Annotated in this window: 17 protein-coding genes; 15 read left to right on the top strand and 2 right to left on the bottom strand. The window is 68.0% G+C overall.

What is annotated here, in order from left to right:
• The first annotated feature begins 220 nt into the window (after positions 1 to 220).
• The 8 genes from HNO88_RS13920 to HNO88_RS13885 all read left to right on the top strand — a co-directional run bounded on the left by HNO88_RS13920 (position 221) and on the right by HNO88_RS13885 (position 8356).
• Positions 221 to 1207 carry a sensor histidine kinase gene (locus HNO88_RS13920; RefSeq protein ID WP_184246534.1) on the top strand — a complete coding sequence of 329 codons (987 nt, stop codon included), beginning with the start codon at positions 221 to 223 and terminating at the stop codon, positions 1205 to 1207.
• Between the two features lie 515 nt (positions 1208 to 1722).
• Positions 1723 to 2760, top strand: a complete 1038-nt coding sequence (locus tag HNO88_RS13915) for a substrate-binding domain-containing protein (protein WP_184246532.1) — start codon at positions 1723 to 1725, stop codon at positions 2758 to 2760.
• Positions 2757 to 4127: a phosphate ABC transporter permease subunit PstC gene (pstC, locus tag HNO88_RS13910; protein ID WP_184246530.1), complete on the top strand. Its 1371-nt coding sequence runs from the start codon at positions 2757 to 2759 to the stop codon at positions 4125 to 4127. Before HNO88_RS13915 ends, pstC begins: the two co-directional genes overlap by 4 nt.
• Entirely contained in the window at positions 4120 to 5004 is an 885-nt protein-coding gene (gene pstA, locus HNO88_RS13905) for a phosphate ABC transporter permease PstA (RefSeq protein WP_184246528.1), read from the top strand. The genes pstC and pstA overlap by 8 nt, the downstream gene beginning before the upstream one ends.
• A 2-nt stretch (positions 5005 to 5006) precedes the next feature.
• Positions 5007 to 5783, top strand: coding sequence for a phosphate ABC transporter ATP-binding protein PstB (gene pstB / locus HNO88_RS13900; RefSeq protein ID WP_184246526.1), 777 nt, complete (start codon positions 5007 to 5009; stop codon positions 5781 to 5783).
• An 11-nt stretch (positions 5784 to 5794) separates the two neighbouring features.
• A complete protein-coding gene (phoU, locus tag HNO88_RS13895; protein WP_184246524.1) occupies positions 5795 to 6478 on the top strand; it encodes a phosphate signaling complex protein PhoU in 684 nt (227 codons plus the stop codon).
• Entirely contained in the window at positions 6475 to 7161 is a 687-nt protein-coding gene (gene phoB / locus HNO88_RS13890) for a phosphate regulon transcriptional regulator PhoB (RefSeq protein WP_184246522.1), read from the top strand. Before phoU ends, phoB begins: the two co-directional genes overlap by 4 nt.
• Positions 7162 to 7555: 394 nt before the next feature.
• Entirely contained in the window at positions 7556 to 8356 is an 801-nt protein-coding gene (locus tag HNO88_RS13885; RefSeq protein ID WP_312857077.1) for an IclR family transcriptional regulator, read from the top strand.
• Between the two features lie 73 nt (positions 8357 to 8429).
• Here the strand turns inward: HNO88_RS13885 and HNO88_RS13880 are convergent, their stop codons facing one another.
• Together HNO88_RS13880 and HNO88_RS13875 are read right to left on the bottom strand one after the other, a co-directional pair.
• Positions 8430 to 9494, bottom strand: a complete 1065-nt coding sequence (locus HNO88_RS13880; protein ID WP_184246520.1) for a glycosyltransferase family 4 protein — start codon at positions 9492 to 9494, stop codon at positions 8430 to 8432.
• Positions 9491 to 10447 carry a UDP-2,3-diacylglucosamine diphosphatase gene (locus tag HNO88_RS13875; protein WP_376768776.1) on the bottom strand — a complete coding sequence of 319 codons (957 nt, stop codon included), beginning with the start codon at positions 10445 to 10447 and terminating at the stop codon, positions 9491 to 9493. The genes HNO88_RS13880 and HNO88_RS13875 overlap by 4 nt, the downstream gene beginning before the upstream one ends.
• 261 nt (positions 10448 to 10708) lie before the next feature.
• On the opposite strand from HNO88_RS13875, the gene HNO88_RS13870 reads away from it, so the two are divergent.
• The 7 genes from HNO88_RS13870 to HNO88_RS13840 all read left to right on the top strand — a co-directional run bounded on the left by HNO88_RS13870 (position 10709) and on the right by HNO88_RS13840 (position 18219).
• Positions 10709 to 11383, top strand: a complete 675-nt coding sequence (locus tag HNO88_RS13870; protein WP_184246518.1) for a response regulator transcription factor — start codon at positions 10709 to 10711, stop codon at positions 11381 to 11383.
• Between the two features lie 601 nt (positions 11384 to 11984).
• Complete coding sequence (locus tag HNO88_RS13865; protein ID WP_184246516.1) at positions 11985 to 12311, top strand: TrbC/VirB2 family protein; 327 nt, start codon at positions 11985 to 11987, stop codon at positions 12309 to 12311.
• Positions 12311 to 12592 carry a VirB3 family type IV secretion system protein gene (locus HNO88_RS13860; RefSeq protein WP_159870257.1) on the top strand — a complete coding sequence of 94 codons (282 nt, stop codon included), beginning with the start codon at positions 12311 to 12313 and terminating at the stop codon, positions 12590 to 12592. Before HNO88_RS13865 ends, HNO88_RS13860 begins: the two co-directional genes overlap by 1 nt.
• A 17-nt stretch (positions 12593 to 12609) precedes the next feature.
• Entirely contained in the window at positions 12610 to 15027 is a 2418-nt protein-coding gene (locus tag HNO88_RS13855; RefSeq protein ID WP_184246514.1) for a VirB4 family type IV secretion/conjugal transfer ATPase, read from the top strand.
• On the top strand, positions 15027 to 16271 hold the full coding sequence (locus HNO88_RS13850; protein ID WP_184246512.1) for a TrbL/VirB6 family protein: 1245 nt from the start codon (positions 15027 to 15029) through the stop codon (positions 16269 to 16271). Before HNO88_RS13855 ends, HNO88_RS13850 begins: the two co-directional genes overlap by 1 nt.
• Complete coding sequence (locus HNO88_RS13845) at positions 16268 to 17122, top strand: TrbG/VirB9 family P-type conjugative transfer protein (RefSeq protein WP_184246510.1); 855 nt, start codon at positions 16268 to 16270, stop codon at positions 17120 to 17122. The genes HNO88_RS13850 and HNO88_RS13845 overlap by 4 nt, the downstream gene beginning before the upstream one ends.
• A 2-nt stretch (positions 17123 to 17124) precedes the next feature.
• Positions 17125 to 18219: a TrbI/VirB10 family protein gene (locus HNO88_RS13840; RefSeq protein WP_184246508.1), complete on the top strand. Its 1095-nt coding sequence runs from the start codon at positions 17125 to 17127 to the stop codon at positions 18217 to 18219.
• Positions 18220 to 18221 lie beyond the last annotated feature (2 nt).

Raw genomic sequence — 18221 nt, 5'->3', positions numbered from 1 at the left:
CTTGGTTGCCGTCGGTAGATAGGCGCTTGGCTGCATTCGCCTAGTGCGTGCCGGGTTATAGGTCTGTGATAGCGTGAGACAAGCCCGTCCCATTCCGATTGCGTGCGGTTCGACACCGGAGCCTGGCCGAAGCCTGGCGAGCGGATCGGCGCAGTTTCTTGCCCCGGCCAGTCATTGCACTGTCTTGCACGCGTGCAACGCTGCGCTAATGGGTTCCCGCATGGCCGTCGATGGCGTTCACCTGCTCGAGCATATCCAGACCCCGGCGATCGTCGTTGCGCGGGGGCAGGTCTCGTTCGCCAATCCCGCGGCCAAGACCCTGCTGGGCTCCCACATCGTCAATCAGGACGTGCGCATTGCCATCCGCGATCCGCGCGCCGTCTCGGTAATCCTGGGCGAGGGTGGCGGCAACGCCAAGATCGGCGGACTCTCGGTCGGCGGCAGCGTGTGGGAGATCGATTGCAAGGTGCTTGGCCCGGCCGAGCGGCTGGTCACGCTGTACGACTTGTCGGTCCAGGTCAGCACCGCGCGTGCGCATGCCGACTTCGTCGCCAATGCCAGCCATGAGCTGCGCACGCCGCTGGCCACGGTGCTGGGCTATGTCGAGACGCTGATGAACCCCAAGGCGGGCGGAGACGAAGTCACGCGCGAGCGGTTCCTCAACACCATCCGCCACGAGGCGCTGCGCATGCAGGCGCTGGTGTCGGACCTCATGTCGCTGTCGCGGATCGAGGCGGTGAAGCATGAGGTCCCGGGCGAGCGGATCGACATGGTGGCGCTGGCGCGCGAGACGGCGGGCGAGTTTCGCGCGGGCGGCAGCGTGGCGGTGAGCGCGAATTGCGAGACTGCGTTCGTCTCGGGCGATCGCGGCCAACTGGCGCAAGTGGTGCGCAACCTGATCGACAATGCACTGAAGTACGGGCGCAAGGACGGGCCGGTGCAGGTCGCCCTGGAAGCGACGCCGACCGACTGGCTGCTCGTCGCGGTGCACGACGATGGCGACGGCATCTCGCCCGAACACCTGCCGCGCCTGACCGAGCGCTTCTACCGCGCCGACACCAGCCGCAGCCGCGCCGCGGGTGGCACGGGGCTGGGGCTCTCGATCGTCAAGCACATCGTCGAGCGCCACCGCGGCCGCTTCGACATCGCCAGTCGACCGGGCAAGGGCACGACGGCGTCGATGATGCTGCCGATGCGGCAGGATTGACCCGCCCTGACCCTTATCGCGCTGCGATCGTCCGGCACGCACACACACACGCATGCACATACATGATAGTCGCCCCCGCGCAGGCGGGGGCCCCGCTTGTTTTTCAAGCTCGTCTGGAATCCAAGAAGCGGGGCCCCCGCCTGCGCGGGGGCGACGGATTGCTGCTGTTTGTTGAACTTGAGATCCTTGTCTGGGTTTTCCGCGCGGCGAACATGGCCATTCTTGCGGCCGCTCCGTCACCCTGAACTTGTTTCAGGGTCCATCGTGCCGATTGCCCATCGCTTCGTCTCGGACGCACAAAGTGCGGCATGCTGGCTGAACGGCAAGGCAGGGGCGCCAGTCGCGCGCCGCACACAGTCGCGAAATGGATGCTGAAACACGTTTAGCATGACCGTCGTGGCTGGTGAGCAGCCCGCACCTCGATCCTCGCACAATCCCCTGGTCACATGATCGTCACTAAAGTGTAATGCACAACGCATAGGAGCACGCCAGAGCGGTCGCTCAAGGGGTCAACCATGTTTCGCACGCTCTCAGTCGCCGCCGTCACCGCGGGCGCGCTTGCCCTTGGGGCCTGCGGCTCTGGCGGTGCTGCGGGCTCGCGCGACTACATCCGCGCGGTCGGCTCCTCGACCGTGTACCCCTTCGGCACCGCCGTGGCCGAGCAGTTCGCCAGGACCGGCTTCAAGTCGCCGGTGATCGAATCGACCGGCACGGGCGCGGGCATGAAGCTGTTCTGCGCCGGGCTTGGCTACGCGCACCCCGACATCGAGAACGCCTCGCGCCGGATCAAGAAGTCCGAGTACGAGACTTGCGCCAAGAACGGCGTGAAGGACATCATCGAGGTGCAAGTCGGCATCGACGGCATCGCCTTTGGCGAGTCCATCCGCGGTCCCGGCATGAAGCTGACACCGCTCGACGTCTACAAGGCCATCGCCGCCAAGCCGTTCGGCAAGCCCAACGCCTATAGCTCATGGCGACAGGTCAACCCGGCGCTGCCCGACATGCCGATCCTGGTCTATGGCCCGCCGTCGACCTCCGGCACCCGCGATGCGCTGGCCGAGCTGATCATGGAGGCCGGTTGCAAGACCGATCCGGTCATGAAGGCGCTCAAGGACAGCGACGAGAAGAAGTACAAGGCCGTCTGCACCCAGGTGCGCGAGGATGGCGGCTATGTGGACGCAGGCGAGAACGACAACCTGATCGTCCAGAAGATCAGCCAGAACCCGCGCGCGATCGGCGTTTTCGGTTACTCCTTCATCGAGGAGAACCCCGAGAGCCTGAAGGGCATCCCGATGTCCGGCGTCACCCCGACGTACGAGACGATCTCGGACTTCTCCTATCCCGGTGCCCGGCCGCTCTACATCTACGCCAAGAAGGCGCACCTGCGGCCGATCAAGGGCTTGCCTGCCTATATCGCAGAGTGGCCCAAGCACTGGGGGCCGGACGGTATTCTCAAGAAGAAGGGCATGGTGATCGCTCCCGAAGACGTGCGCCGCAAGAATGCCGAGATCGTCGCGAACATGACCTTGCTGAACCCGGCGGACCTCAAGTGACGGCGGCCGTTCTCCTCGCCGCCTTCGCGCTCGGAGCGATCGGCTGGTTCGTCGCGCGGGCGCGGGCGCGGCTGCTCTATGCGGGCCGCGAGTCCATGCACTCGATGCCGGTCTACCACGCCTGGCACTTGGCGCTGTGGGTCGTGCTGCCGGCGTTGGTGGTCTGGGGGCTGTGGTCGGTGATCGCACCGCCGATCGTCGATGGCGTGGTGCTTGCCTCGCCTGCCGGCACGCAGATCCCGACCGACCCGGTGCAGCGAGCCGCGATCCTGTCCGAAGCGCGCGGCATCGCCGCCGACCCCTCATTCATCGGCTTCTACGACCAGTCATCCACGATCGCGGCGCCGATGCGCGCGGCGCAGGCCCGCTTCGGGCTGATCGGCACGGTGCTGATGGCGCTCGCGGCACTGGCGGGCGGCGGCTACGCCTGGACCCGCGTGACCGGCCGCTTCCCGGCGCGCACCCGGGTAGAGCGCGCCGTCATGCTGACGCTGCTCGCCGCCTCGCTGCTGGCGATTCTGACGACGCTGGGCATCATCGGCTCGCTGGTGTTCGAGGCGGGGCTGTTCTTCCGCGATGTCTCGCCCATCGCCTTCCTCACCGGGTTGCACTGGGCTCCGGCCAATGCGGTGGGCGACGATCTCAACGCCAACTTCGGCGCTGTGCCGCTGTTCTGGGGCACGATCTTCATCGGCGCGATCATCGCCATGATCGTCGCCATCCCGCTGGGACTGATGAGCGCGGTCTACCTGACGCAGTACGCCGACCGGCGCGCCCGCAAGGTGCTCAAACCCGTGCTGGAGATCCTCGCCGGCATCCCGACCGTGGTCTACGGTTACTTCGCGGCGCTGACCGTCGCGCCCTTCATCCGCGACCTCGCCGCATCGCTCGGCGCGCAGAACCCCTCGACCGAGAGCGCGCTCGCCGCCGGCCTCGTCATGGGCGTGATGATCATCCCGTTCGTCTCCTCCATGGCCGACGACGCCATCGCCGCCGTCCCGCGCGCCATGGCCGACGGCTCGCTGGCGATGGGCGCGACCAAGTCCGAGACGATCAAGAAAGTCCTGCTTCCCGCCGCCTTGCCCGGCATCGTCGCGGGTGTGATGCTGGCGGTCAGCCGCGCCATCGGCGAGACCATGATCGTCGTGATGGCGGCGGGCGCGGCGGCGCGGCTCTCGCTGAACCCGCTCGAATCGATGACGACGGTGACCTACCAGATCGTGCAGCTCCTCACCGGCGACCAGGAGTTCAACAGCCCCAAGACGCTCTCCGCCTTCGCGCTGGGCCTGGTGCTGTTCGTCGTCACGCTGATCCTCAACATCATCGCCCTGCGCGTGGTGAAGCGCTTCCGGGAGGCTTATGAGTAACACCTGGAAGAACCCCGACATGGCGCGGCGCATCGCGCGCCGCAACGCCGCCGAGCGCCGGTTCAAGGCGCTGGGCCTGGGCGCCATCGTCCTCTCGCTGCTGTTCCTGGCGGTGCTGCTGTTCATCATGCTCAAGAACGGGCTGGGCGGGCTCGACTGGGCCTTCCTGTCCGGCTCCGACGCGACGGATGCCAGTGCCGCGGGCGTCTGGGGCGCGGCCAAGGGCTCGTTCCTGACGATGGTGGTGACGCTCGTCCTGTCGTTCCCGATGGGCGTGCTCGCGGCGATCTACCTGGAGGAGTTCGCGCCGCGCAATCGTTGGGTCGACTGGGTAGAGGTCTCGATCAACAACCTGGCGGCAGTGCCCTCGATCATCTTCGGCCTGCTCGGCCTCGCGGTGTTCATCAACACGCTGGGCATGGCGCGGTCCTCGCCGCTGGTCGGCGGCCTGACGCTGGCGCTGATGACGATGCCGGTCATCGTCATCTCGGGCCGCAACGCGATCAAGGCGGTGCCGCCCTCGATCCGCACGGCGGCGCTGGGCGTCGGCGCCTCTCCGGTGCAGGTGGTGTTCCACCATGTCCTGCCGCTCGCGCTGCCGGGCATCCTCACCGGCACCATCATCGGCATGGCGCGCGCCCTGGGCGAGACGGCGCCGCTGCTGATGATCGGCATGCGCGCCTTCGTCGCCACGCCCGCCAGCGGGATCAACGATCCATCGAGCGTGCTGCCGATGCAGATATTCCTGTGGTCGGACGAGATCGACCGCGGCTTCGTCCAGAACACCAGCGCGGCAATCATCGTGCTGCTGGTGTTCCTCCTCGCCATGAATGGCCTGGCCATTTACCTCCGCAACAAGTTCGAGACCCGCTGGTAGATATGCCCGAAGCCAAACTCCCGGATTCCAAGCTGACCGCGCGCAACGTCGACGTCTTCTACGGCGACAAGAAGGCGATCGACGACGTCTCGATCGACATCGGCAACGGCGTCGTCACCGCCTTCATCGGCCCCTCGGGCTGCGGCAAGTCGACCTTCCTGCGCACGCTCAACCGCATGAACGATACGATCGCCGGCGCGCGCGTGACCGGGCAGATCCTGCTCGACGGCGAGGACATCTACGATCGCGACATGGACCCTGTCGCCCTGCGCGCGCGGGTCGGCATGGTGTTCCAGAAGCCCAACCCGTTCCCCAAGTCGATCTACGAGAACGTCGCCTACGGGCCGCGCATCCACGGCCTCGCGCAGGCCAAGCCGGAGATGGATGCGATCGTCGAAAAGGCGCTTACCCGCGCCGGCCTGTGGAACGAGGTCAAGGACCGGCTGACCGACGCCGGCACCGCGCTTTCGGGCGGCCAGCAGCAGCGCCTGTGCATCGCCCGCGCCGTCGCCGTCAGCCCCGAAGTGATCCTGATGGACGAGCCGTGCTCCGCGCTCGACCCGATCGCCACCGCGCGGATCGAGGAACTGATCGAGGACCTGAAGGACCGCTACGCCATCGTCATCGTCACCCACTCGATGCAGCAGGCTGCGCGCGTTTCGCAGCGCACGGCCTTCTTCCACCTAGGCAAGATGGTCGAATACGGGGACACGGACCAGATCTTCACCAATCCGCGCGAGGAGCGGACGAAGGACTACATCACCGGCCGGTACGGCTGAGGGGAACTGCCATGGTCGACCATACCGTCAAGAGCTTCGACAGCGAGATCAGCCAGCTGCGCGGCCTTATCGCCGAAATGGGCGGGCTCGCCGAAGTTGCGATCCGCGACTCCATCGATGCGCTCGTCCGTCATGACGAGGATCTCGCCCGCCAGGTCGTCGCCGCCGACGCGCGCCTGGATGCGCTGGAAGCCGAGGTCGATCGCCTCGCCGTGCGCACCATCGCCTTGCGCGCGCCCATGGCCGACGACTTGCGCGATGTCATAGCCGCGCTGAAGATCTCCGGCGTGCTGGAACGCATCGGCGACTATGCCAAGAACATCGCCAAGCGCATCGACGACATGGAGGGCCGCAGCAAGGTCGAGCCGCTGACTCTGGTGCCGGCGATGGCCGACATCGCGCAAGGCATGGTGCGCGACGTGCTCAATGCCTACGGCTCACGCGACGCGATGCTGGCGGTCGAGGTGATCCGCCGCGACGAGAAGCTGGACCAGTTCTACAACACGCTGTTCCGCTCGCTGCTGACCCACATGATGGAAAATCCGGCGACGATCACCAGCGCCGCGCAGCTGCTGTTCGTGGCGCGCAACCTGGAACGCATCGGCGACCACGCGACCAACGTGGCCGAAATGGTCTACTACGCGGCGACGGGCGAGTACTGCTCCGAGCGCGATACCAAGGGCGAAAACGTATGAACCCCTCCGTCCTCGTCGTCGAAGACGACCGCGCGCTGTGCGACCTGCTCGCCTGGAACCTCTCGGCCGAGGGGTACGACGTGCGCTCGACCGGTGATGGCGAAGAGGCTCTGGTCATGGTGCGCGAACAGATGCCCGACGCCATCATTCTGGACTGGATGATCGAGCAGGTCCCCGGCATCGAGGTCTGCCGCCAACTGCGCAAGGACCGCGAGACCTCGAAGATCCCCATCGTCATGCTCACTGCCCGCGGCGAGGAGGAGGATCGCATCCGCGGCCTCAAGACCGGTGCGGACGACTACGTCACCAAGCCGTTCTCCCCGCGTGAGCTGATGGCCCGCGTCGAGGCGCTGCTGCGCCGCGCACGGCCTTCGCTGGCGGGCGACAGCCTGGTGTTCGGCGATATCGAGCTCGACCCGACGTCGCACCGCGTGCGGCGTGACGGCGAGGCGCTGCATCTTGGCCCCACCGAGTTCAAGATGCTGCGTTACTTCATGGAGCGGCCCAACCGCGTCCTTTCGCGCCAGCAGATCCTCGACGGCGTCTGGGGCATGGACTCCGACATCGACGAGCGCACGGTCGACGTTCACATCCGGCGCTTGAGGAAGGCGATCAACCGGGCGCAAGATGTCGACCCGATCCGCACCGTGCGCGCGGCAGGCTATGCGATGGACATGAGCTGAGGCGTACAGGCGGCTTGCGGACGACGCCGCCCTCCCAACCCTGATCCGTTATGGCTCGTACTTAAAACACCATCGTCGCCCCCGCGCAGGCGGGGGCCCCGCTTCTTGCGAGAGAGCACCATCCAGAAAGGAACAAGCGGGGCCCCCGCCTGCGCGGGGGCGACGGGTAGGTGGATTGCGCGAGTTAGGTGTATCGCGACGGCTCGGTATATCGGCCTTGGGCGTCATCATACCGTCCCCATGAGCTGGGCTCAGCGTTCTTTCATTCGTTGCGTAAGACGAACTCGCCGCCTAGCCTATTCGCACTGCTCCGCTCTAACCGCACGCCAAGGTCGCACCGCGCGCCAACCCACAAAGCCTTCCGGCGCGCGTCATCCTCGCCTATGCGCAGAGCGTGCCCCAAGACCTAGCCCTGCCTCCCGAAGATCGCCGCGCCTCCTCGCCGCAGTCGGTGACGCGGGTGATCCGCCTGCTCGAAGCCTTGTGCGCCAGTCCCGAGCCGCTGTCGCTCGCCGATCTCAGCCGCCGGCTCGATACGCCCAAGAGCAGCCTCGCCGCGCTGCTGCGCGGGCTTGCCGAAGAGGACTTCGTGGTGCCGGCCGATGGCGCCTGGCGCCTGGGTTCGGGAGCGTTCGGGCTGGCGAGCGCGATCGGCGAGGCCCGGCGGCGGCTGCAATCGTCCGACCTCATTCGCGAGGGCATGCGGCGCCTGGCCGCGCGCGCCGCGGAAACGGTGCTGCTGGCAGTGGGCGATAGCGACGGCGACCAGCTGACCTACGTGGACCTCGTCGAGAGTCGGCATGCAGTGCGCTACTCCGTCGCGGCAGGCGATCGTCGCCCCCTGTACGCCACCGCCGGGGGCAGGGCGCTGCTGGCGACCTGCTCGGCCGAAGCGGTGGCCGACTACCTCAAGCGCGTGCGACCCGAGCGGCTGACCGCAACCACCTGCACCACGGTGCGCGACCTCACGGCGAAGATCGAGGCTGCCCGCCAGGCCGGCTACGCGCAGACGATCGACCAGGCCGCCGAGGGTGTCACCGGCACCGCGGCGGTCGTCCGCGATGCGGCCGGCGGAGTGGTCGGCGCGCTCGTCATCGCCGCGCCAAGCGCACGGGCACAGGGACGCCTGCCGGAATTGGCAAGGCTGGTGCAGGACGAGGCCGCGGCGATCTCGCGCAGCCTGGGCTTCCGCTGAGCCTCAGCCGACGAGCCCGGCGCCGGTCGGCCGGCGTGCCAGCAGATCGCGACCTTGGCGGAACCCGCAGCGGTCAGGCCGCGATGCGATCCGCCGGGCCGGCGAGGGCGACGGTTATCGCGTGCTCGAACTGGTCGGTCGCCCGTTCCCAGGAATAACGCATGCCCAGGCTCGCCGCAGCGCCGCGATCGAGCGAGAGCGCGCCATCGATGGCATAGGCCAAGCTCTCGTCGAGCACGCCCGCGGCTTGCGGCAGCGGCTCTTCGACGCCGCGTCCTTCGGCACCCAGGATGTCGATCGGTCCGGTCACTGGGTAGCCCGCGACCGGCACGCCGCACGCAAGCGCCTCGATCACCACCAGACCGAAGGTATCGGTCCGGCTCGGGAACACGAAACAGTCCGCCGCGCGGTAGGCGCTCGCCAGCGCTTCGCCGGAGAGCGGGCCGAGGAACAGCACGTGCGGATACTTGCGGCGGAGCGCGGCGAGGGCGGGGCCATCGCCCACCACGACCTTGCTGCCCGGCACGTCGAGGTCGAGGAAGGCCCCAAGGTTCTTCTCGGTGGCGACGCGCCCGACGTTGAGCAGCACCGGGCCGGGGAGGGCGGTCATCGCCGGATGGCGCGGGCCCTCAGGGCGGAACAGGCTGTCGTCGATCCCGCGGCTCCACGGCATCGTCGGTCCGATCCCGCGCGCGCCGAGTTCGTCGGCCAGACTGCGGGTGGAAACCAGCACTGCGCTGCTGGGAGCATGGAAGCGGCGCATGATCGGCCAGAACCGCTCGGCGCTGATGCCGGTGCGCACCGCCGCGTATTCCGGAAAGCGGGTGTGGAAGGCAGAGGTGAAGGGCACGCCGCGCGACAGGCACCAACCGCGCGCGGCCCAGCCGATCGGCCCTTCGGTGGCGATATGCACCAGCTCGGGCCGCAAGCTGTCGAGCATGCGACGAACGCCGAACCGCGGCGCCATCGCCAGCCGGATCGAGGCATAGCCGGGCATCGGCATGGTGAGGAACCGGTCGGGCGCGATTACCTCGACATAGTGGCCGCGCGCCCGCAGCAGGCCGAGCGTGGTCGAGAGCGAGCGGACGACGCCGTTGACTTGCGGAAACCACGCGTCGGTCGCGATGACGAGGTTCACGCCTCCCTCTCGAGAGCGGCGTCGGCCCCGTATCGGATCTCGGCCTCGGCTCCAGCCGCGTGCTCTGCTTCGAAACGGTTCGCCGCCTCGGCTGCCTTCTCGTGTGCCCAATCGACGATCGAGATGGCCCCGTGCGCATCCTCGACCAGCGCGGTGCAGCTCTCCACCCAGTCACCGTCGTTGTAGTAGGTGATGCCGCCGAACTGGCGGATCTCGGCGCAGTGGATGTGGCCGCAGACCACGCCATCCATCCCGCGCGCGATCGCCTCCTGCGCCACCGCTTCCTCGTAGCTGGAGACGAAGGCGACCGCGTTCTTCACCTTCTTCTTCATGTAGGCGGACAGCGACCAGTATGGCATCTTCAGCCGCCGACGCGCGGCGTTGAACACGATGTTGGCGCGCAGCAGCAGGCCGTATGCCTGGTCGCCCAGGAATGCGAGCCAGCGGGCATAGAGCACCACCCCGTCGAACGCATCGCCATGCGTCACCAGCAGCCGACGCCCATCGGCCGTCTCGTGAACCGCCTCCAGCGCCAGCTCCACACCGCCGAAGCTCATGCCGGCATAGTCGCGCAGCATCTCGTCGTGATTGCCGGCGATCAGCACCACGCGGGTGCCGCGGTGCGCCATCTTGAGCACGCGGCGGACCACTTCGTTGTGCGCGTCGGGCCAGTACCAGCCCTTGCGCAGCCGCCAGCCGTCGACGATGTCCCCCACGAGGTAGAGCGTCTGGCACTCGAACGAGCGCAGGAAGTCGACCAGCATCTCGGCGTTGCAGCCGCGCGTGCCCAGGTGCACGTCCGAGATCCAGACGGTGCGGTACTTGCGCTTGGGGCGGAAACCCTTCGGGTCCGGCAGGTCGAGCCAGTCCGGGATCTTGCCGCCGGTCGCTGTGGAGCCGACGGAGCTCACGGGCGCAAAGCGGGCGAGCAGGCTGTCTTGGCTGGTTTGCACGGTCGTGCTCTCCTCTTGCTGCTGCCTTGCGTCTTTATGCCAGGCGGGTGGCGGGCGCGTGACGCTTCACGGTCAGTTCGATGACACCCCGCTGAACCGCGAGCTTTCACCCAAGCGTCGCCGATATGTCACCCGTCCGTCACATTGGCGCGCCAGAAGCGACCCCGGCGGGCTGACACCATGGCGCAATCTTTTCGGGGCCGCCGACCTGCGGGGGCTCGCGGGAGAGTGCGCGGTTACACGCAGGAATACGAGGGGACCATGCAGCGCATCGACATCCTGTTGACCGGCGATCTCGTCGGCGGCTTCGCGCCGTTTCGCCATGCCGACCTCGAATTGGTGCTGCACCGCTGGTCCAACCCGGCGCAACTGCCGCTGATCGAAGGATCGCTGTGGGCCTTCGTCGACTGGGTGCTGCCCGACATGTCGGGGCTGGAGTTGTGCCGCCGCCTGCGCTGCGACCCGGTTACCACCACCGCGCACATCACCGTGGTGCTGGAGGAGGACGACCTCGATGATCGCAAGCGCGCGCTGCGCACCGGGGCGGACGACTACATCGTCGGCCCGCTGACCCGCACCGCGCTGCTCGACCGCGTGCTTTCCGGCCATGTCGTCGAGCATGGGGAGGCGAATGGGCGCAAGGTCTCGCTGGGTGACCTCACAATCGACATCCCCGCTTTCCAGGCCCGATGGCAGGGCAAGGCGATCGCTTTGATGCCCAACGAATTCCGCCTGCTGCGCTACTTCGTCGAGCATCCGGGCCGCGTCTTCACCCGTGTTCAGCTTATCAGTGCGCTGGGCAAGCAGGAGCCCGCGATCGACGAGCGCACCGTGGACGTGTGGATCGGCCGGCTGCGTCGGGCACTGAAGGCCGTAGGCGCCGGCAACCCTTTGCGCACCGTACGCTCGCTGGGCTATGTGTTCGACGATCAGTGAGGCGAGCATTGAGCCCTTTATGCCGAGCACTCCGCCGGCGGTGACACCCCTCCGTCACTCGGCTGACGCCGCGCGCCACTTGTCCTTGCAGGGGAGGATCTTCGAGCACCTGTCCTCCCCGGTCGGGGAGGGGGACCGCCAGCGTAGCTGGAGGTGGTGGGGACTCGCGTCCACCTGCAAGCGTTCAAGGAACCCGCCGGCAACCTTCCGCCAGGCCGAGACTCCCCTCCACCACGCTTCGCGCGGTCCCCCTCCCCGGCACGGGGAGGACAGATCCTCCCCTCTAAGGGGAGGTGGCAGTCCGCAGGACTGACGGAGGGGTGTATCCCTCTCCTCCAAACACTACGCTCGCGATGACACCGCCACCCCATCCTTGCAGGAGAGGATCTGCAACAGGCGCTGCGTGACATCGCTGAGGCCACCTTCTCGATGCCTTGCCCTGAGCAAACGCGGCCGAAACCGAGCTATCCCCGTCCGGATCGTCATATGTCTGACGCAAATCTGACCAATAAGCCGGGGCCGTCACCCCTAGGTATGAGGGTGACGCAAGTGACACCATGATTCGGCAGAATGGCTTTACCGCATGATTCGGATGGGAAAGATGCAGAGCTCCAGGTACCTCAAGGCCATCAGGCGCATCGCGCTCGCCATGGCGCTTTTCGCTCCGGCGGCAGCACAGGCGCAGGGCGTGACCGTGGCCGACCCGGCCGGCAGCGGCCCGATCGTTGCGGCATTGGGCTGGCTCCAGGGCACGCTTCTTGGTAATGTGGCGACGGCGGTGGCCGTGATGGCTGTCGCCGCGGTGGGCTTCATGATGCTGACGGGGCGGATGAACTGGCGTTTCGGGGCGACCGTGATCGTCGGCTGCTTCGTCCTGTTCGGTGCCGGCGCGATCGTCTCGGGCATCCAGAGCGCGGCGGTAGGCTGATGGCTCTCGCTCGCTACACCGTGCACCGTGCACTGACCCGGCCGCAGATGTTCGCGGGCGTGACCTACAGCTACTTCATCATCAACGCCGCGGTCACTACCGAAGTGTTCCTGATCACCAAGAGCTTCTGGGCGCTTCCCGCCGCGCTGGCGATGCACGGCGTGGGCTACATCGCCTGCCTGCGCGAGCCGCGGGTGTTCGATCTGTGGATCGCCAAAGTCAGCAAGTGCCCGCGCGTGCCGAACTGGTCGCGCTGGGGCTGCAACAGCTACGCGCCCTGAGCGGCGAGGGGATAGTCATGGCAAAGCCAAAACTTCCGCAGATCACCGGTTGGGGCAAGAAGGAGGCCATGGTCGGCGACCGGCTGCCGTACCTCTCGCTGGTGGACGAGAACGTCGTGCTGCTGCGCGATGGCTCGGTCATGCTCTCGCTGATGGTGCCCGGCTTCGCCTTCGAGACGGCCGACACCGACGAGCTGAACGCCCATGCCGCCACGCGCGAGGTGCTGCTGCGTAGCTCGCTCGACGCGCGGTTCGTGCTCTATCACCACGTCATCCGCCGCCGGGTCGAGATCGAGCTGGAAAGCCAGTTCTCCGATCCGCTCACCGCGCACATCGACGCCCGTTGGCGCCAGCGCACCAGTTCGGGCGCGCTGTTCGTCAACGACCAGTTCGTCACCCTGGTGCGCCGCCCCGCGCGCGGCAAGGCCGGCTGGGCCGACAAGCTCTCGCGCATGATGAAGCGCTCGGGCGCCGGCCCGGTGGAGGCCGACGTGGCCGACGTGCGTGCGCTGCGTGCCGCGGCCAGCGCCATGACCGCCTCGCTCGGCGCCTATGGCGCGCGCCTGCTGGGCGACTACGAGAGCAACGCGGGCCGCTGCTCGGAAGTGCTGGAACTGCTGAGCGCGCTTTACAACGGCGAGATGCGCCCCGTGCGCCGCCCCGCCGACGAGGCGGACGTGGGCCACATGCTGCCCTATCGCCGCATCAACTTCGGCATGGATGCGCTGGAACTGCGCGGCGCCAACGGCGTGACCTTCGGTTCGCTGGTCAGCCTGAAGGATTACCCGGACTCGACCGCGCCCGGCCTCACCGATCCGCTGCTGCGCCTGCCGTGCGAGCTGGTGCTGACGGAGACCTACGCGCCCTCCGACCGCCAGATCGCCCGCGAACGGATCGACCTTGCCATCCGCCGGCTCAAGTCGGCCGACGAGGAAGCGATGGCGGAACGCCGCGAGATGTCGAGCGCCCGCGACGCGCTGGGCACCGGCGCGGTCGGCTTCGGCGACCACCACCTTTCGGTGCTGGTGCGCGCGCCCGATCTCGACGTGCTCGACGAAGCCACCGCCCTGTGCGCCGCCGCGCTCGCCGATGCCGGCGCTGTCGCCGTGCGCGAGGACGTGAACTTGGAGCCCGCATTCTGGGGCCAGATGCCCGGCAACGAAGGCATGCTGGTGCGCCGCGCGCTGATCTCCAGCGCCAACATGGCGTGCTTCGGCAGCTTGCATGGTTTCGCCATGGGCCAGGCGAGCGGCAACCACTGGGGTGAGGCGGTGACCTTGCTCGCCACCACCAGCCAGACGCCGTTCTTCTTCAACTTTCACCAGGGTGACCTCGGCAACTTCACCGTGATCGGGCCCTCGGGCTCGGGCAAGACGGTGGTGATGAACTTCCTTGCCGCGCAGGCGCAGAAGTTCGATCCGCGCACGATCCTGTTCGACAAGGATCGCGGCGCCGAGGTCTTCATCCGCGGCATCGGCGGCAATTACAGCCGCATCGCCTCTGGCCACCCGACCGGCTTCAACCCGCTGTCGCTGCCCGACACCGCCACCAACCGCGCCTTCCTGCGCGACTGGCTGGGCGTGCTGCTCGAAGCGCGCGGCCCCGAGGAGCTGGCGACGATCGCCGGCGCGGTGGACGCGGCCTACCACAACGATCCCTCGCTGCGCCGCCTGTCGCACTTCCGCGAGCTGCTGGCGGGTTCGCGCCGTCCCGAGCCGGGCGATCTCGCCTCGCGTCTCGACGCCTGGCTGGTCGGCGGCGAGCATGGCTGGCTGTTCGACAACGCGGTCGACAAGCTCGACCTCTCGGCGCGTAAGCTCGGCTTCGATATGACGGCGCTGCTCGAAAGCCCGCGACTGCGCACGCCGACGATGATGTACCTGTTCCACCGTATCGAGGAGCGGCTCGACGGCGAACCGACGATGATCCTGATCGACGAGGGCTGGAAGGCGCTCGACGACGAGGTGTTCGCCGCGCGCATCCGCGATTGGTTGAAAACGCTGCGCAAGCGCAACGCGCTGGTCGGCTTCGCCACCCAGTCGGCGCGCGACGCGCTCGACAGCAAGATCGCCACCGCGCTCGTCGAGCAGACCGCGACCATGCTGTTCATGCCCAACGCCCGCGCCAGGGCCGAGGACTACTGCGAGGGCTTCGGCCTGTCCGAGCACGAGCTCGACGTCATCCGCACGCTGCCCGCGCACTCGCGCTGCTTCCTGATTCGCCAGTCGGACGCGTCGGTCGTGGTGCGGCTCGACCTTTCGGGCATGCCCGAGGTGCTGACTGTCCTCTCGGGCCGGGAAAGCACCGTGCGCAAGCTCGACAGCTTGCGTGAGCGCTATGGCGACGAGCCTTCGGCCTGGTTCCCCGTCCTCACCGGCATGGAATGGCCGGGCGATGCCGAAGAGCCTGGCCTGTGGACCGAGGCGGCGGAGTGATGGCCAGTGCATGTGACCAGCTGACCGAAGTCGCCTCGGCAGGCGTCGGCCCGGCGCTCCGCGCCGTCGACTGCATCGCCGGCGAGACCACCGCGATGGCGTTCGGCCGCCTGTTCGGCGCCGGCGGTGCGATGGGACCGGTGCTCACGATCCTGCTGACGCTCTACATCGCCTTCTTCGCGATCTCGCTGCTGACCGGCCGATCGACGCTGGGCGTGTCGGCGCTGACGCCGCGGATGCTGACGTTGGGCCTGGTGCTGACCTTCGCGACCAGCTGGATCGCCTACCAGGGCGTGATGTGGAACCTCGCGGTCGGCGGGCCCGACTGGATCGCTTCGGTGCTGACCGGCACGAGCGGCTCGGCGACACAGATCTTCGGCGACCGCATCGACCTCGTGTTCGGCGCCATTGCTGAGACGGCAGGCCACGGGCAGGGCGAGGCAGCGGCCGCTGGCGGACAAGCCGCCGCCGCGGCGTCGGCTTCGTCAGGCATGTTCACGCCCGAAAGCATCATGTGGATGGGCGGCATGCTCCTCCTGCTCGGCACCGTCGGCGTTCTGCTGACGGCGCGCATCGCGCTCGCGGTGCTGATGGCACTGGGGCCGATCTTCGTGGTCATGGCGCTGTTCAGCGGCACCAAGGGGCTGACGGCGGGCTGGATCCGCGGCGTGGCGCTGACCGCCATCACTCCGCTCTTCGTGGTCCTGGGGGGCAGCATCACGCTCGAGCTGCTGGTGCCGATCGTGCGTTCGCTCTCCAGCAACCTGGTCGACATCGACGGGCGCGCGGCCATGGCGTTGTTCCTCGTCGCCGCCGTGCACTGCGCGCTGATGGTCATGGTGTTCAAGGTGGCGGGCACGATGGTGTCCGGCTGGCAGGTCTTCGGCCTCGCCAAGAAGGATCGCACCGCGCAAGGCGGGAACAGTGCAGGGCAGGCTCCGGTGCTGGCGCCCGCCTTCATCCCGGCGGCTGCCGCTGCGGGCTCGACCGCGTCGTCGTCGCGCCGTACGGCTCTGGCGGCTGCGGCCGGAACCCCGGTCGAAGTCACCAACAACCAGGGCGAGGGCGGCCGCTCGGGCGAGCGCCGCGCGGTCGTCACCCAGATCAGCGGTGGCGGCATCGAGCCGATCGGCGGCGGCGGCGGCCAGTCGCGTGCCAAGGGGATCGGTAGCCGCTTCCGCGCTTCCAACGACACTGCCAAGTCCCACTCGGGCCGCACGACGGCCAAGGAGATGATACGATGATCCGCGGCCTGCTTCTTGCCGCTGCTGCCGTTGGCGCGCTGTCGCAGCCGGCCCTCGGCGCCGACGAGCGTCTGATCCAGCACATGTACGCCGAGAACGAAGTCGTGCGCATCGACGGCCGTCCGGGTGTCCAGGCGACGATCACCTTCGGCGAAGGCGAGGCGATCGAGAACGTCGCGGTGGGTGACTCCGCCGCCTGGCAGATCACGCCCAACAAGCGCGCCGATGTGCTCTTCGTGAAGCCGCTGGAAGGCGGCGCGCGCACTAACATGACCGTCGTCACCGATCGTCACACCTACTTCTTCGATCTGGTCGCCACGCCCAAGGCCAAGCCGGTCTACCTGCTGCGCTTCACCTACAAGGACGCGCCGAAGAAGGCTGCGCCCGCAGGTCCCGCGCTCGCTTCGCTGACCGCCGCCGAACAGGCCGTGCTCACCGGCGAGCCGGCCGAACCCGCGGTCGATCCCGCCGCATTGAACTTCGCATTCCGTACCAAGGGGGACGCGAAGATCCTGCCCGCGCGCATGTACGATGACGGCAATGCCACCTACCTGCTGTGGGGCGAGAAGAGCGAAGTGCCCGCCATCCTGGTTCAGAACGAGAAGGGCGAGGTCGGGCCGGTCAACTACTCGGTCCGCGGCCGTACGATCGTGGTCGACGACGTGCCGCGCACGATCCTGCTCCGCTCCGGCAAGGCGCAGGCGACCATCGAGAACCAGCGCCCGGCCAGCCAGGCGCCTGCCGTCCAGAACGCCGGCGCCGGCACGACCGCGCCGCCCGCACCCAAGATGGCGCCGGCTTCGGTCGTCGCGTCCGCTTCCACCACTGCTTCGCCTGTCCGGGATAACTGATCATGGCTCCCAACTCCGCCCTTCGTGAGCGCTTCACCGCCGACCAGTCCAGCGACCCGCGCGAGAGCGGCGGCGCGCAGATCATCGACCTTGCCACCCGCAACGTCCTGCCGTCCGTCACCCAGCGCAAGAAGGCGGACGGCCTCGGCCTTGCCGCCGGCGTCGCCATCGTGGCGCTGCTCGGCGGGCTGACGCTGTGGTCGATGGATGCGGCCCGCAATCCCGAGACAAAGCAGGTCGTCGAGCCGGTCGCGACCGCGCCGGTGGTTCCGGCTGCGGCGATCACGCCTGCGCCTGCCCCCACGATCGTCTCGCCCAACGCGCCTCCCGCGCCACTGCCCGCCCCTGCGCCGCAGGCGGTGCTCGCCGCGCAGCCCGGAACCATCCTGGCACCGCAAGCCAACACGGCCGCAAGCCCCACGGTGGTGTTCGACGCCGCAGGCGGTCCCGCGACGGCGGCCGACATTGCCGGCAAGAACGAGTTCAAGGGCGGCAACGCGAACGAGGACTTCGCCTCGCGGCTGGGCGGGCTTGGCGGCGGCAGCGCCTCGGCGAAGCGCAGCTTCGATCCGGCGACGACCGTCACCCAGGGCACCCTGATCCCGGCAGTGCTGGAAACCGCGATCGACACCGACGTGCCCGGCTTCGTGCGCGCGATCGTCAGCAGCGATGTCAAGAGCTTCGATGGCCGCACCGTCCTGGTCCCGCGCTCCTCGCGCCTGATCGGCCAGTACAAGAGCGGGCTCTCGGCCGGACAGAAGCGCGCCTACGTGATCTGGACGCGCCTGATCCGTCCGGACGGCGTTTCGGTCGATCTCGGCTCTCCCGCGATCGCCTTCGGTGGCGAGACGGGCCTTGCGGGCAAGGTCAACGGCCACTTCTTCGAGCGCTTCGGCTCGGCGATGCTGCTGTCGGTGCTGGGCGGGATACCCAACCTCATCGGCAACAACTCCGCGGTTGTGGTCGGCGGCGGCAGTTCGGCGGCTTCTGCGGCGGTGCAGCAGGGCGGTCAGGTCGGCCCGACGATCCGCGTGCGCCAGGGCGAGCCGATCCGGGTGTTCACCGCCAAGGACCTCGACTTCTCGAAGACGAAGTGATC

Source organism: Novosphingobium chloroacetimidivorans (assembly GCF_014204535.1).
Classification (GTDB): Bacteria; Pseudomonadota; Alphaproteobacteria; order Sphingomonadales; family Sphingomonadaceae; genus Novosphingobium; species Novosphingobium chloroacetimidivorans.
Note: the sequence above shows the minus strand (reverse complement) of the source record. Positions and strands in the feature narration are given on the sequence as shown.

Coding starts and splice junctions, on each gene's coding strand:
- pstB (WP_184246526.1), top strand. CDS start 5,007: ATGCCCGAAGCCAAACTCCCGGATTCCAAGCTGACCGCGCGCAACGTC.
- pstA (WP_184246528.1), top strand. CDS start 4,120: ATGAGTAACACCTGGAAGAACCCCGACATGGCGCGGCGCATCGCGCGC.
- HNO88_RS13860 (WP_159870257.1), top strand. CDS start 12,311: ATGGCTCTCGCTCGCTACACCGTGCACCGTGCACTGACCCGGCCGCAG.
- HNO88_RS13865 (WP_184246516.1), top strand. CDS start 11,985: ATGCAGAGCTCCAGGTACCTCAAGGCCATCAGGCGCATCGCGCTCGCC.
- phoU (WP_184246524.1), top strand. CDS start 5,795: ATGGTCGACCATACCGTCAAGAGCTTCGACAGCGAGATCAGCCAGCTG.
- HNO88_RS13920 (WP_184246534.1), top strand. CDS start 221: ATGGCCGTCGATGGCGTTCACCTGCTCGAGCATATCCAGACCCCGGCG.
- HNO88_RS13915 (WP_184246532.1), top strand. CDS start 1,723: ATGTTTCGCACGCTCTCAGTCGCCGCCGTCACCGCGGGCGCGCTTGCC.
- HNO88_RS13840 (WP_184246508.1), top strand. CDS start 17,125: ATGGCTCCCAACTCCGCCCTTCGTGAGCGCTTCACCGCCGACCAGTCC.
- HNO88_RS13850 (WP_184246512.1), top strand. CDS start 15,027: ATGGCCAGTGCATGTGACCAGCTGACCGAAGTCGCCTCGGCAGGCGTC.
- phoB (WP_184246522.1), top strand. CDS start 6,475: ATGAACCCCTCCGTCCTCGTCGTCGAAGACGACCGCGCGCTGTGCGAC.
- HNO88_RS13845 (WP_184246510.1), top strand. CDS start 16,268: ATGATCCGCGGCCTGCTTCTTGCCGCTGCTGCCGTTGGCGCGCTGTCG.
- HNO88_RS13855 (WP_184246514.1), top strand. CDS start 12,610: ATGGCAAAGCCAAAACTTCCGCAGATCACCGGTTGGGGCAAGAAGGAG.
- HNO88_RS13870 (WP_184246518.1), top strand. CDS start 10,709: ATGCAGCGCATCGACATCCTGTTGACCGGCGATCTCGTCGGCGGCTTC.